General features: G+C 41.7%; 12 protein-coding genes and 1 tRNA gene. 10 read left to right on the top strand and 3 right to left on the bottom strand.

The genetic code is table 11. The features are described from left to right. Positions 1 to 430 precede the first annotated feature (430 nt). Together ACAX20_RS06245 and ACAX20_RS06250 are read left to right on the top strand one after the other, a co-directional pair. The gene (locus ACAX20_RS06245; protein WP_371189292.1) at positions 431 to 2,527 is read left to right on the top strand and encodes a TonB-dependent receptor; all 2,097 of its coding nucleotides are present in this window, start codon (positions 431 to 433) and stop codon (positions 2,525 to 2,527) included. Positions 2,528 to 2,628: 101 nt separating this feature from the next. Then, positions 2,629 to 3,660, top strand: coding sequence for an alcohol dehydrogenase catalytic domain-containing protein (locus ACAX20_RS06250; RefSeq protein WP_371189293.1), 1,032 nt, complete (start codon positions 2,629 to 2,631; stop codon positions 3,658 to 3,660). A 190-nt stretch (positions 3,661 to 3,850) separates the two neighbouring features. On the opposite strand, the gene ACAX20_RS06255 is transcribed toward ACAX20_RS06250, so the two are convergent. Together ACAX20_RS06255 and yhbY are read right to left on the bottom strand one after the other, a co-directional pair. After that, positions 3,851 to 4,363, bottom strand: coding sequence for an ATP-binding protein (locus ACAX20_RS06255; protein ID WP_371189294.1), 513 nt, complete (start codon positions 4,361 to 4,363; stop codon positions 3,851 to 3,853). 188 nt (positions 4,364 to 4,551) lie between these two features. Next, entirely contained in the window at positions 4,552 to 4,848 is a 297-nt protein-coding gene (yhbY, locus tag ACAX20_RS06260) for a ribosome assembly RNA-binding protein YhbY (protein ID WP_371189295.1), read from the bottom strand. Positions 4,849 to 4,939: 91 nt separating this feature from the next. Here yhbY and rlmE point away from each other — a divergent pair, with 91 nt between their 5' ends. The 7 genes from rlmE (at position 4,940) to ACAX20_RS06295 (ending at position 11,427) form a co-directional block, all read left to right on the top strand. Next, a complete protein-coding gene (gene rlmE / locus ACAX20_RS06265) occupies positions 4,940 to 5,575 on the top strand; it encodes a 23S rRNA (uridine(2552)-2'-O)-methyltransferase RlmE (protein ID WP_371189296.1) in 636 nt (211 codons plus the stop codon). 110 nt (positions 5,576 to 5,685) lie between these two features. Further along, positions 5,686 to 7,605, top strand: coding sequence for an ATP-dependent zinc metalloprotease FtsH (gene ftsH / locus ACAX20_RS06270; protein WP_371189297.1), 1,920 nt, complete (start codon positions 5,686 to 5,688; stop codon positions 7,603 to 7,605). 217 nt (positions 7,606 to 7,822) lie between these two features. After that, the gene (gene folP, locus ACAX20_RS06275; protein ID WP_371189595.1) at positions 7,823 to 8,647 is read left to right on the top strand and encodes a dihydropteroate synthase; all 825 of its coding nucleotides are present in this window, start codon (positions 7,823 to 7,825) and stop codon (positions 8,645 to 8,647) included. Positions 8,648 to 8,724: 77 nt separating this feature from the next. Beyond that, complete coding sequence (glmM, locus tag ACAX20_RS06280) at positions 8,725 to 10,062, top strand: phosphoglucosamine mutase (RefSeq protein ID WP_371189298.1); 1,338 nt, start codon at positions 8,725 to 8,727, stop codon at positions 10,060 to 10,062. A 146-nt stretch (positions 10,063 to 10,208) separates the two neighbouring features. Next, the gene (gene tpiA / locus ACAX20_RS06285) at positions 10,209 to 10,958 is read left to right on the top strand and encodes a triose-phosphate isomerase (protein ID WP_371189299.1); all 750 of its coding nucleotides are present in this window, start codon (positions 10,209 to 10,211) and stop codon (positions 10,956 to 10,958) included. Positions 10,959 to 10,973: 15 nt separating this feature from the next. Further along, positions 10,974 to 11,321, top strand: coding sequence for a preprotein translocase subunit SecG (secG, locus tag ACAX20_RS06290; RefSeq protein WP_371189596.1), 348 nt, complete (start codon positions 10,974 to 10,976; stop codon positions 11,319 to 11,321). Between the two features lie 20 nt (positions 11,322 to 11,341). Then, positions 11,342 to 11,427 (top strand) — tRNA-Leu (locus ACAX20_RS06295). Positions 11,428 to 11,768: 341 nt separating this feature from the next. On the opposite strand, the gene ACAX20_RS06300 is transcribed toward ACAX20_RS06295, so the two are convergent. Further along, the gene (locus tag ACAX20_RS06300; protein WP_371189300.1) at positions 11,769 to 12,788 is read right to left on the bottom strand and encodes a hypothetical protein; all 1,020 of its coding nucleotides are present in this window, start codon (positions 12,786 to 12,788) and stop codon (positions 11,769 to 11,771) included. A gap of 235 nt (positions 12,789 to 13,023) precedes the next feature. Between ACAX20_RS06300 and ACAX20_RS06305 the strand changes: the two genes are divergently transcribed. Beyond that, a complete protein-coding gene (locus ACAX20_RS06305; RefSeq protein ID WP_371189301.1) occupies positions 13,024 to 13,587 on the top strand; it encodes a hypothetical protein in 564 nt (187 codons plus the stop codon).

Genomic DNA, 13,587 nt, shown 5'->3' on the forward strand with positions numbered 1-13,587 from the left:
AAAAACGTGGCGATGCCACGTTTTTTTATACCCTGATTTTATAGTCTGGACTTACTCAATGGCTGTTTTGACTACCCTTAGTACATCTCTTTACCATGCATAAAAAGTGTCTAGCGTAGCATCTTGTATAGAAGGGGAAACGATAAGGGAGGTTGTTTAGTCTTGTGAGTTTCCCATTATTAATTAAAAAAATTTCCCCAAAAGCCAACCGAAACATACTGAGCAGCACAAAGCTTCATATGAATTTTTGATCTTAATCAAAAAGCTAATGCGTTTGTAAATAAAAACTATTCTCATTTGCATTTTGCTATGTTAGACTACGTCGCATATTGAGAACAAGTCTTAGATTGATGCTTAGCTCCTCATGACTTTGCTGGTAGTAAAGCGTCAACAACATAAAAAATAATTTTTTGTCATTCTTGGAGACAACATGAAATTTAAACTGTCTACAATTGCTACGGCGCTATTGGTAAGTCAAACGGCATTCGCTGAATCAAATAATGATATTGAACGCGTTGTTGTAGAAGGTAAGTACCTGTCAGTTAACGAGTCAAACTCAGTAAAATCACCTACACCGATCCTCGATGTACCGCAAAGTTTAACCATCATGACAGCGGATGATATTACTGAACGTGGTATTACGAGCATCGGCGATATCATCGATTACACACCAGGTGTTAATACATCTCAAGGCGAAGGTCACCGTGACTCTGTGGTATTTCGTGGTGTTCGTTCAACCGCTGACTTTTTTATGGATGGTAACCGTGATGACGTTCAATACTACCGTTCATTATATAACGTAGAGCAAGTTGAAATTTTACGAGGTCCTAATGCGTTATTATTCGGTCGTGGTGGTACAGGCGGTATTTTAAATCGTGTATCTAAAAAAGCACAATTTGACGAGGGCTTTACCAATTATAAAGCACAAGTAAATTCATTTGGTGGTTACAATTTAGAATTAGATACCAATGTAGCTAGCAGCAAAGATTCAGCTGTCCGCATTAATGCCATGTACGAACAGCTTGAAAATCACCGTGATTATTTTGGCGGTGAGCGTATGGGCTTTAACCCAACGGCACGCTTTGAGTTAAACTCTGACACAACCGTTGATGTGTCTTACGAGTACATTAACCATGAGCGTTTCATTGACCGTGGTATCGCAACCGATGCTGACGGACAGCCAATCGAAGCATTAAAAGATGTTGTATTTGCAGATCCGAGCTTTAACCAACAGCAACTTGAAGCACACGTTTTCAGAGCTAACGTAGAGCACCAATTTAGCGATTACGTTAAAGGTAACTTTAATGCCTTTTACGGTGACTACGATAAGCTTTACCAAAACTTTTATGCAGCAGGCTTTGATGCCGATGCGGACATCGTAACCTTAGATGGTTATGTGGATACCACACAACGTGACAACCTAATCTTGTCGGCTAACTTAGTAAGTGAGTTTGAAACCGGTGATTTTGGTCATACCGTTATTTTTGGTGGTGAAGTGATTCGCACCAAATCTAATCAAGATCGCTACAACCCAGTATTTAGCACCTCAGGTAAAGACAAAGAAGACTTTGTTGTAGGCGCAGATGGCACGTTGAACTTTGATAACTTAACTGGTGTTAATGCCGCTGGTGATAACTTCACCGTAGCGTTTACCGATCTAAATGACGACACCCATGTTAAGCTAGATGTGTTCTCGGTTTACTTGCAGGACGAAATTGCCATCTCTGAGCATTTAGATCTTGTATTAGGTGCACGCTTTGATAGTTTCGATATTGAAGTTGATAACCTTAAAGCAAACGAAACTCGTACTCGTATCGACGAAGAAGTTTCACCGCGTGCAGGTCTTGTGTTTAAGCCTCAAGAGAATATCTCAATTTACGCCAGTTACAGTGAATCTTTCTTACCACGCAGTGGTGAGCAGTACACCGACATCGATGGAAACGATGACAAACTAGCACCAGATACCTACACCAACCAAGAAATTGGTATGAAGTGGGACTTTGAAAGTGGCTTAAGTTTTACTGCCGCAGCGTTTGAAAATACGCAAAGTTCACCACAAGTTTCAAACGAAGACTCATCAAAGTTAGTTATTATTGACCAAGAAATCACCGGTTTTGAATTACAGTTAGCTGGCCACGTGACCAAAGATTGGTTTGTATCGGCAAACTACAGCAACCTTGACGGTGAAATTGTTGACATCAATGGTCCTACTGGCAGAACACCGCGTGAGTTGCCAGAGCACACGTACTCGTTATGGACCACCTACCAAGTAACCCCTGTGTTTGGTTTAGGTTTTGGTGTAACGCATCAAGGTGAAAGCTACATTGATACTAAGAACGCGGCGACTTTGCCAAGCTACACGCGTTTTGATGCGTCAATGTACTATGACTTATCTGACGATTTACGTGTACAGTTAAACCTAGAAAACTTAACTGACGAAATTTACTTCCCGAATGCACATTCAACGCATCAGGTAACAGTCGGCGCACCAGCCAATGCTATGCTAACCATTATCGGTAGCTTGTAATTAACCACTGCTGACATTTGTATTATTAAAGACCGCTTCGGCGGTCTTTTTTTGCTCCGAAATTAGCTAACACAGCTTATCTTGTTGACGTCGTTAGCACGATGTTAGCTAAGTTTGCTACGCTTGTAGTCAGTCGAATTGATATCGTAGTTATCGTTCATAATTTTTTATTAACGAGTGATAAAGTAATGCAAGGTATATTCAATGCTTGGTGCTATGACGCAACTAGCCATTCCATCGCACTATCAAAATGCGAGGTGAAACCATTAGATAGTGGTGAAGTTAGGGTAAAAAATCTTTGTTTTGGCATTAATCCGGTTGATTGGAAGTTTATTGAGTCCAACCCCTTGGTTTGGCCAAACGGTCACATTCCCGGTGTTGATGGTGTCGGCGTGATCGTCGAGGTTGCTGACGATGTTGATAAATCACTCGCAGGTAAGCGCGTTGCTTATCATCAGTCGTTGGTACAGCTAGGGAGCTTTGCTGAACAAACCGTGTTACGTGCAGAGCGAGTGATGCAGGTACCGTTAGTAATAACCGATGCTGTAGCAGCATCATTACCGTGTCCCATGTTAACCGCTTGGCAAGCGTTTCGTAAAATTCCCACTGATAAAGCCGAACATGTATTGGTGATTGGGGTTGGTGCGGTAAACAAAATACTGATTCAATTACTGGTTAAAGCCAATATGATGGTTGATGTGGTGTCAAAAAGCATATCTAAGGATGATGCCAAGTCGCTTGGTGTTTCTAACGTGTTTAGAGAGCAAGGGCGGTTAGAGGCAAGTTATTTTGCTGCCTTCGATGCCGTTGGGAGCTTAAGTGCCAGTCAATATGTAAATAACTTACAGGCGAATGGCCACATAATATGTATTCAAGACAGAATAGAGTCACCAATTGATCCGCCCTTTACGAAAACAATTTCTTATCATGAAATTGCGTTAGGGGCCTTACATCAATACGGTGATGCTCGCGCATGGCGTGATCTTATGGCTGCAGGGGAGAATATGATGGCAGATATTGCAGGAGGTAAAATTGACATTGAGACGCCGGTAATATTTGCATTTGATGAGTGCCTTGATGCGTTAAAACACAGCAAGTACAGTAAGTTGAAAACCGTGGTAGCGCTACCATAGCGAAAAGTATGCGAATCGATAGTGTAACAGGGCATTCAAGTCGGACTTGATAGCGAGCAAAACGGTGTAAATTGTAACTGTATTAACTAAAAAATCAGATTGATTGACCGCCGCTAATTATAACTAAATCATAGGTTTACCTGAATTTAGGTGGTTGTTCTCTATAACCAGGTAATACGACTAGTGCAAATTATACGGATATTATCTGATCGTATGATTCATCACTTGCTATTGGTTGATATTTTTTTAGCATCTCGGTTAATACAGTGTTCGGAATATACTTGTCGCCTTGTTTTTGGCGCTGGCGATTAATTGCTTGTAAATAGCTATGGTCACTCGCTGTTTTGAAGGTAACGGCAATAAAGTGTGCGCTAGGGTAATGCGCTTTAATATTATCCCGCTGTGTTCGAGTTAAATTGGTGAGATCCCAAATGACATTGCTTGACTGTTTGGAGCGTTTAATGGCTTGGTTAAACAACCGTTGGTGTTGCCTGCGAAGAGGGTTATTTATGGCCAATTCAAAAAATTGCCGATAGCGGATGCGATGTTTTTCAGCTAACTTCTCGACGATATTATCAGAAGAAATTACCTGGAAATCATCTCCAAGGGTTTTGATAAGCGAGTGGACGTAGGTGGATTTACCACAACCAGGGGCACCGATAAGAATGTATACGGTTTGTTTAGCCATAAGTTTAATACGCATGTTGGGTTTTCTGCGCGATGCCGATGATGGCCTCGATCCTCACCATGATAATGGTGTTAATAGCGTTATGTCTCTGTATTCATAACAAAAAGCTAAGTGAGCAGAGATAAAAAAAGCGCCTGTGCAATCAAGTTAACCTTGTATTGAGTCTAAGACGCTTTTAAACCATCGATTAATACGCGATGAAATTAGATACGAGGAATGTCGATTTTTTTCTCGTCTGATTGACGGTAAATAATTAATGTTTTACCGATGGTTTGCACTTTCACTGCATTGGTTTCACGAACAATCGCGTCAACAATTAATTGCTTCACTTCGCGATCATCTGTCGGGATTTTTACCTTGATTAACTCATGGTGATTTAATGCTGCATCGATTTCAGCAATAACACCTTCAGTTAAGCCGTTAGCGCCCAGTAATACAACCGGTTTTAAGTTATGGGCTAAGCCTTTTAGGTAGGTGATCTGTTTTTTTGATAAATTCATTGAAATATTTCGTTTAAGTGACTTGAATTACAACCATTTTAACGCCATCTTTGGGGGAATACCAAATGCAATTACAGTATTTTACTAAAATATGAGCAAAGCGAAGAAAAATCGATCAGCCAGTTCGAATCGTTGGATGCAAGAGCACTTCGACGATGAATATGTGAAAAAAGCACAGAAGCTTGGATTACGATCTCGTGCTGTATTTAAAATCGAAGAAATAAACAATAAAGACAAACTGATTAAACCCGGCATGAATGTTGTTGACTTAGGCGCTGCGCCTGGTGGCTGGTCAGAGTATGCAGTAAAAGTTGTTGGTGATGATGGCAATGTGATTGCCTGTGATATTTTACCTATGGAGCCATTGCCGGGTGTTGCCTTCTTACAAGGTGACTTTCGTGAGGATGCCGTTCTTGACACGTTATTAAACCGAATTGATGGTCGTAACGTAGATGTAGTTATGTCTGACATGGCGCATAACTTCAGTGGCAATGAAGCAACCGACCAAGCGCGAAATATGTATTTGGTAGAATTGGCTCTTGATATGTGTCACCAAGTATTGAAGAAAAACGGCAGTTTTGTTGTTAAAGTATTCCAAGGTGAAGGTTTCGACCAATACATGAAAGACGTAAAGGCCTGCTTTAACGTGGTTAAAACGCGAAAGCCAGAGTCGTCTCGAGCTCGCTCTCGAGAAGTATATATTGTGGCTACAGGTTATAAACTGTAGTAGAGTAAGTATTGGGTGACGTTGTTACACTTGAAATTTTGAACAACCGCCCAAATTTACAGTCAATAATAATGAAAACATCGCATTGATAGTTACAAGAGGTCCTCACTTTGAGCGATATGGTTAAAAATCTAATTTTATGGCTGGTTATAGCCATAGTCCTAATGTCTGTGTTTAATAGCTTTACGCCGAGCAATACCGCTGACGCGAAGCTTGATTACACGCAATTTATTACCGATGTTCGATCTGGCCAAATAGGCGAGGTGAAAATCGAATCGAATGGTGTGATTAACGGTACCACCCGTAACGGACAAACCTTCTCCACCATGATCCCGACGCAATATGATAAAGACTTGCTCAATGATCTCATTCAAAACGATGTGAAAGTACAAGGTGTACCGCCTGAAGAGCCAAGCTTATTGGCGAGCATTTTTATCAACTGGTTCCCAATGCTATTGCTTATCGGTATTTGGATCTTCTTTATGCGTCAAATGCAAGGTGGCGGTGGTAAAGGCGCCATGAGCTTTGGTAAGTCAAAAGCACGTTTATTGTCTGATGATCAGATCAAAACAACATTTGCTGACGTTGCCGGCTGTGACGAAGCAAAAGAAGAAGTTGCCGAATTAGTCGACTATTTACGTGATCCATCGAAATTCCAAAAACTTGGTGGTCGCATTCCATCAGGTATCTTAATGGTTGGCCAACCAGGTACAGGTAAAACCTTATTAGCAAAAGCTATTGCCGGTGAAGCAAAAGTACCGTTTTTCTCAATTTCGGGTTCAGACTTTGTGGAAATGTTCGTTGGTGTTGGTGCATCACGCGTTCGTGATATGTTTGACCAAGCGAAAAAGTCAGCGCCTTGTATCATTTTTATTGATGAAATTGATGCGGTTGGTCGCCAACGTGGTGCAGGTCTTGGTGGTGGTCATGATGAGCGCGAGCAAACCTTGAACCAAATGTTGGTTGAGATGGACGGTTTTGAAGGCACAGAAGGCGTTATCGTTATTGCTGCAACAAACCGCCCTGACGTGTTAGATCCAGCATTATTGCGTCCTGGTCGTTTTGACCGACAAGTAACGGTTGGTTTACCTGATATTCGCGGTCGTGAGCAAATATTGAAAGTGCACATGCGCAAAGTACCAATTGCTGATGATGTTGATGCGGCAGTAATTGCCCGTGGTACCCCAGGTTTCAGTGGTGCTGATTTAGCAAACTTAGTAAACGAAGCCGCGTTATTTGCGGCGCGTACTAGCCGACGATTAGTGTCTATGGTTGAATTTGATAAAGCCAAAGACAAAATTATGATGGGCGCTGAACGTCGTTCAATGGTCATGAGCGAAGCGGAAAAAGAAATGACCGCTTATCACGAAGCTGGTCATGCCATTGTTGGTCGTATGGTGCCAGAGCATGACCCTGTTTACAAAGTGAGTATTATTCCTCGTGGCCGTGCTCTAGGTGTGACCATGTACTTGCCTGAACAAGACCGAGTGAGCCATTCTAAGATGCACTTAGAGAGTATGATTTCATCACTGTATGGTGGTCGAATTGCCGAAGATATTATTTACGGCGCAGACAAAGTATCGACAGGTGCGTCAAATGATATTGAACGTGCGACTGAGATCGCTCGCAAAATGGTAACCCAGTGGGGCTTATCAGAAAAAATGGGCCCTATGTTGTATGCCGAAGAAGAAGGTGAAGTATTCTTAGGTCGTACAGCGGCACAACACAAGCACATGTCAGATGATACGGCGAAAGACATTGATGATGAAGTTCGTAGCATTATCGAGCGCAACTACAAACGCGCCGAAGATATCTTAAAGAACAATATGGATATTCTTCATGCAATGAAAGATGCGTTAATGAAATACGAGACCATTGATGCACCACAAATTGATGACTTAATGGCGCGTATTGACGTTCGTGAACCAAAAGGCTACGGTGATGAAAATCGAGACGATAATACACCACCAGCAAATTCAGCTAAGCCAAACACAGATGTCAATAAACCGGCAGATGAACCTGCAAATTAATGCTGCCAGCTAATATTGATTGACTCAAAAACCGCACATTGTGCGGTTTTTTTTTGCATTCATACTCAGAAAATCGGTTGTATAATTATCAAGATCTAACGCTTAAATAGGGTTTATGTTTATCAACGATGGCGTAAATTTTCTAGGTAATGGCTTGGTATTCAAGGCTAGCTCTTTTATAATGCCGAGCATAAAATTTAACAATATTAAAGATTCCATGCTATTTGCCGATAAGTCTCTGCCCTTAGACACCCCTCAAGTAATGGGGATATTAAATGTCACACCAGACTCTTTTTCCGATGGTGGTCGTTATAAAGCCATCGATAGTGCTTTAAGCCAAGTTGAAAAAATGGTGAGAGATGGGGCAACGATTATCGATGTTGGTGGTGAGTCTACCCGTCCAGGCGCTGCTGATGTTGCACTTGCTGAAGAGTTATCACGAACAATCCCCGTTATTGAAGCAATAACACAACGATTTGATGTTATTGTTTCGATTGACACCAGCAAGAGCGACGTGATGAAGCAAGCGATAGGTGCTGGTGCTGGTTTAGTTAATGATGTGCGCGCCCTACAAAATCCTGGCTGTGTAGAGGCTGTGGCTGCCAGTGATGTTGCAGTATGTTTGATGCACATGCAAGGGCTGCCAAGAACTATGCAGCATAACCCGCAATATGATGATGTTGTCACCGATATTATTGGTTTCTTTGAGCAGCGTATTAATGTCTGCAAGCACGCGGGTATCGACAAACAACGTATTATTCTCGACCCTGGCTATGGCTTTGGCAAAACCCTTGAACAAAATTATCAATTGTTAGCACGCCAAAATGAATTACTTGGCTTAGGCTTACCAATTTTGTCAGGCATATCAAGAAAGTCGATGATCGGAAATTTGTTAAATAGAGATGTATCCGAGCGCATGGCGGGCAGTTTATCTGCTGCTGTTATTGCTGCAATGCATGGCGCGCGGATTATTCGAGTTCATGATGTTAAAGAAACTGTTGATGCGCTTGCTGTCTTGCAAGCAACATGGCAGTTTGCATAAAACTTTCAGTGTTGTTGCAACATGTTCGTTGTGGCAATTTACCGTCAAGATTATAAAAAGTTAAGGGAGATTAACCTGTGGCAGAGAGAAAATATTTTGGTACCGATGGTGTTCGAGGCTTAGTAGGGAAAGCGCCAATATCACCAGAGTTCGTTATGAAATTAGGCTGGGCAGCAGGTAAAGTACTGGCGAGCCAAGGCACCAAAACAGTGTTAATTGGTAAAGATACTCGTATTTCGGGCTACATGCTAGAGTCTGCACTTGAAGCTGGGTTTTCTGCTGCAGGCATTGATGTTAGCTTGACAGGCCCAATGCCAACCCCAGCGATCGCTTATTTAACGAAAACATTTCGTGCTGAAGCGGGCGTTGTGATCAGCGCATCGCATAACCCGTTTTATGACAATGGCATCAAATTCTTCTCTACTTCGGGTGAAAAATTACCCGATGACGTTGAACTAGAAATTGAGCGCATGATTGATGAGCCGATGGATTGTGTGCACTCATCACTGTTAGGAAAAGCAAATCGTATAAATGATGCTGCAGGTCGTTACATTGAATTTTGTAAGAGCAACTTCCCGTCTGATTTATCACTACGTGGTTTAAAAATTGTGGTTGATTGTGCCAATGGCGCAACGTATCACATTGCGCCAGCGGTATTTCGTGAACTAGGTGCTGAAGTTATTGAGTATGCAAGCAAACCTAATGGCATCAATATTAATGATGACTGTGGTGCAACATCAATGACCAATATTGCTAAAATGGTTCTGGATCAACAAGCGGATTTAGGTATTGCTTTAGACGGCGATGGCGATCGTTTGATGATGGTTGATCATAATGGTGATGTCGTAGATGGTGATGAGCTTATATATATTATTGCTAAAAACGCTCAGCAGCAGGGTACGTTAACCGGTGGCGTTGTTGGTACGTTAATGAGTAATATGGGTTTAGAACTTGCGCTTAAAGAGCTTAATATTGACTTTACCCGTGCCAAAGTTGGTGACCGTTATGTGATGGAGCAACTAAAACAAAATGGGTGGAAGCTTGGTGCCGAGAACTCTGGCCATATCATTAACCTAGATTGTACATCGACAGGTGATGGTGTTGTTGCTGCGTTAAATGTCCTTGAAGCGCTGGGCCGTTCAGGTAAAACGTTAGCGCAATTAAAAGCTAGCATGAGCAAACTACCACAAATTTTGGTGAACGTACGCTTTGAAGAGGGCAACGATCCGCTAAACAGTGACGAGGTTAAATCACAGGTAGAAGCAGTTGAGACTGAGCTTGCGGGAACTGGTCGAGTGTTACTTCGTAAGTCAGGCACCGAACCATTGATTCGCGTTATGGTTGAAGGCCCAAATGCCGATAATGTTAGAAAACTCGCGAACAGTATTGCTGATAAAGTAAAAGAGTCGGTATAAGTATATCGAGCATTTGATCAACTAAGTTGTTCAAAAATAGCGATAAGTGTTGCTAATTTAAGCAAACAATCATTTGCGCGAGATATTTTCTTGTATCTGCTTTACAAGGTTGCTAATATCTCGCCAAATAATAATGAGGATGCGTAATGAGCAGACAAAGTATTGTTGCCGCGAATTGGAAAATGAACGGTGATACAAATTTAGTTAAGCAAATGATTGAAGGCTTAAATGATTTGCAGTTATCTGAGACTAAATCGGTACTAATCTGTCCGCCAGCGCCTTATCTTGCCAGCCTAAATCATGTCATCGATAATGACCACATCGTAGTAGGTGCGCAAAACATTAGCCAGCATGAAAAAGGTGCGTATACAGGTGAACTTTCAGCTTTAATGCTGAAAGATTTGCAGGTACAATACGTTATTCTTGGTCATTCAGAACGTCGCGCTATGTATGGTGACACGTCTGAGCTTGTTGCTGAAAAACTAGCAACAGCGCTTGAGCATGGTCTTACACCAATTTTGTGTGTCGGAGAAACCGAGCTTGAGCGTGAGAATGGCGAGACCGAGCAAACATTGCAATCACAAATTCAACCTGTGATTGAAAAAGTTGGCATAGAAAGTTTTAAAAATATTGTTGTGGCGTATGAGCCAAGATGGGCAATAGGTACAGGTAAAACAGCCTCTGCTGAGATTGCACAAGCGGCACATCAATTTATTCGTGGATACCTAGCATCGTTTGATGCAGATGTTGCGAACCGAGTACCAGTATTGTACGGTGGTAGTGTCAACGCGGGTAACTGCAAGAATTTATTCTCGCAGCCAGATATCGATGGTGGTCTGATAGGTGGCGCGAGCTTGATTGTAGAAGAATTTAGGAAGATCTGCGAAGCAGTATAGGATTTAAACGTAATGTTGTATCAAGTTTTATTAGTAATCTATTTGATCATTGCCTTAGTTCTTGTTGGTTTTATTCTTATCCAACAAGGTAAAGGTTCAGATATGGGCGCATCATTTGGTGCAGGTTCATCAGCGACCGTTTTTGGTTCATCTGGCTCAGGCAACTTTATGACGAAAACAACAGCTATTCTTGCAACATTGTTTTTCGTTATCAGCTTGTTCTTAGGTAACTTAACTGCACAGCGCACCAAAGCGACTGATGAATGGAGTAACCTTGGTGGCGCTGAGCAAACTGAAAGTGTTGCTCCTGCTACTGATGTACCAGCTAGCGATGACAAAAAAGAAAGCGACGTTCCAAATTAATATCGCTTCATAACAAATTCGCGGATGTGGTGGAATTGGTAGACACGCCATCTTGAGGGGGTGGTGAGCATTGCTCGTGGGGGTTCAAGTCCCCCCATCCGCACCAATTCAAGGTTCAATAAGAACCAATAAAATACAGAAAGCCCTGAGAATTCAACGCTCTGGGCTTTTTTATGTCTGATCAAACCCGATAAGATTCATTGAAATTTAGTCGCACCTCATGGAGTACATACCTTAAATCAAAATTTTGGTATGGCATCATAACCAAAAACAACCACTATTTATCTATCATTATTGTTTCGGTAAGCCCCGTTTTAACGTTCACAAGCAATCCCAAAATACCCCTAAAACTTCCGTAGTCGCTATGCTTAGCAAGTAAGGTTTTGTCTGAAAATGTCTGATCAATACAAGGGTATGTTGGATAAGTTTTTATCTAGCTAAGTGCGATCAGTAGTCACTACAAACAATATCAATGGTATCTTGGTAATCGCCAGCCATAGCAGTGGTTGGGACTTCACCTATTGTCAAGCGAAGCATAAATAGTCTTAAGTAGCCTTCGTAGCCCCGGCACTCCACGTCATATACGTCATCATACGTCAATAATGTGTAATTGCCTTGGCTTAGGTCAATGTTTTTTGTTTCTCTGGGGCAAATGCTGTCATAAACCACAGTGAACGGAACGGCAGAGGTAGCGTTAGTTAAATGGACTAAATTGCTACTGTTTCTAGACCTTATATCTATTCTTAGCGGGAGACTTGAGACACACCCAGCTTGAACGTTTATTTGCTCATAGTTTTCCAGGATGTCAAAATCTATTGCGTGGTGTTCGTCTTCGTTCAGGCCACCAACTCTAAGGTCTATTGTAGATTCAACAGGAATCGTGACATTGACGAGCGCGGTATCTTCAACAGATGATCGTGCTGAAAATGGATTTTGTTTATACAGTTTCAACGAAACCGTGTCGTTATAAACACCAGCTGGGACGTACTGCTTATTGGCGACGGCCATAAAGAACGTTTGCTCTGTGGTACTACCAACCCCAACCGGCTCTCCGGTAATAACTTGCGAGCGCTTGGTTATGCTTGAAGCGTCTTTAATAAAGTTTCCTGAGCTGATATTCTGGCTAGACACTAAAAAATATTCGATCATGTGTGTACCATTATAAGCCCCTCGTTTATAGCTATTGTCGCCGCGCCTTCCAGTGGACGCGGTAACATACCAATTGCACTCATGTGGTCCTGTGTTGGATATCGAAATAGTGTGTTTAACAAATCGAGTTCCTTCTTTCGGTGAATACGCGCCACTGTTCGCAGTCCAATATAAATCGTTAATGGTGTTAAACCTCAGATTACAATCATCTTCGTTATAGCTATACGCGGTAACAGAGAATACTAACAGTGTCATCTGCATACAAAACAATAATATCGAGAATGGGATAAAGCGGTAAATATATACACTTGCTGCCACTATGACACCTTTGTCAGAGAACTTATCTGCTAACTATAGCGTAGCCATCACTCTTGTACTTAATGTACTGAATAAAAAGTAAAAAGATCTATAGAGTCGAGTGTGTTGAGAGCTAAAAAATTTGTTTAATAAGGATTGTTAACTATGCTAGATCTTATAGCTCGTTCACATCATTCAAACAATAGTGTGCGAGTTAATGAGAGTTACTTCAGTTTTAAACTTATTAGGTAACAAAATGGCTATATCTTTTTTTAAAACGATTTTCTCGGTATCCTCGCTGATGATGGTCACTTCTATGTTGGCAGTAACATCAGCAAACGCCGCAAGCTTATCTGGTACTATCGTCATTAATGGTAAGGTGCCATCAGCAACCTCATTGGAGACAACAACAGGAGATTCAATTTTGACCCCCTTGGGCCAAGGATATACTGACCGCAAAGTTGGTACTGTCATTATTAAGAGCAATAATGCAGGTGGCTTTAAAGTTTCGATTCAGTCTGCGACAGGAGGTTATATTGCAATGCCAGAAGCTACTGGCGCAAATGATAGATTAGGGTATACGTTAACGTTATCAAATCCTACAGGAACATGGGGTGATAACCTTACACCACCTGACCCCAGTACCTTGGAGGATATTGACTTTAAGGTAGCCAATCCAAAAGAATTTTCCACTTCGGGAACAGCAACATCATCAACCTCTGTTACCTATGATGTTTCAATCACAACTCCAGTAGCCACCAACTTATTAAAGGGTGATAACTACAGCGATACAATAACATTTAGTATTAGTGATTTGTAA

Origin of the sequence: Thalassotalea sp. Sam97 (genome assembly GCF_041379765.1) — a bacterium.
GTDB lineage: Bacteria > Pseudomonadota > Gammaproteobacteria > Enterobacterales > Alteromonadaceae > Thalassotalea_A > Thalassotalea_A maritima.

Coding starts and splice junctions, on each gene's coding strand:
- tpiA (WP_371189299.1), top strand. CDS start 10,209: ATGAGCAGACAAAGTATTGTTGCCGCGAATTGGAAAATGAACGGTGAT.
- ACAX20_RS06255 (WP_371189294.1), bottom strand. CDS start 4,363: ATGCGTATTAAACTTATGGCTAAACAAACCGTATACATTCTTATCGGT.
- yhbY (WP_371189295.1), bottom strand. CDS start 4,848: ATGAATTTATCAAAAAAACAGATCACCTACCTAAAAGGCTTAGCCCAT.
- ACAX20_RS06250 (WP_371189293.1), top strand. CDS start 2,629: ATGTTAGCTAAGTTTGCTACGCTTGTAGTCAGTCGAATTGATATCGTA.
- ACAX20_RS06245 (WP_371189292.1), top strand. CDS start 431: ATGAAATTTAAACTGTCTACAATTGCTACGGCGCTATTGGTAAGTCAA.
- rlmE (WP_371189296.1), top strand. CDS start 4,940: ATGAGCAAAGCGAAGAAAAATCGATCAGCCAGTTCGAATCGTTGGATG.
- folP (WP_371189595.1), top strand. CDS start 7,823: ATGCTATTTGCCGATAAGTCTCTGCCCTTAGACACCCCTCAAGTAATG.
- ACAX20_RS06305 (WP_371189301.1), top strand. CDS start 13,024: ATGGCTATATCTTTTTTTAAAACGATTTTCTCGGTATCCTCGCTGATG.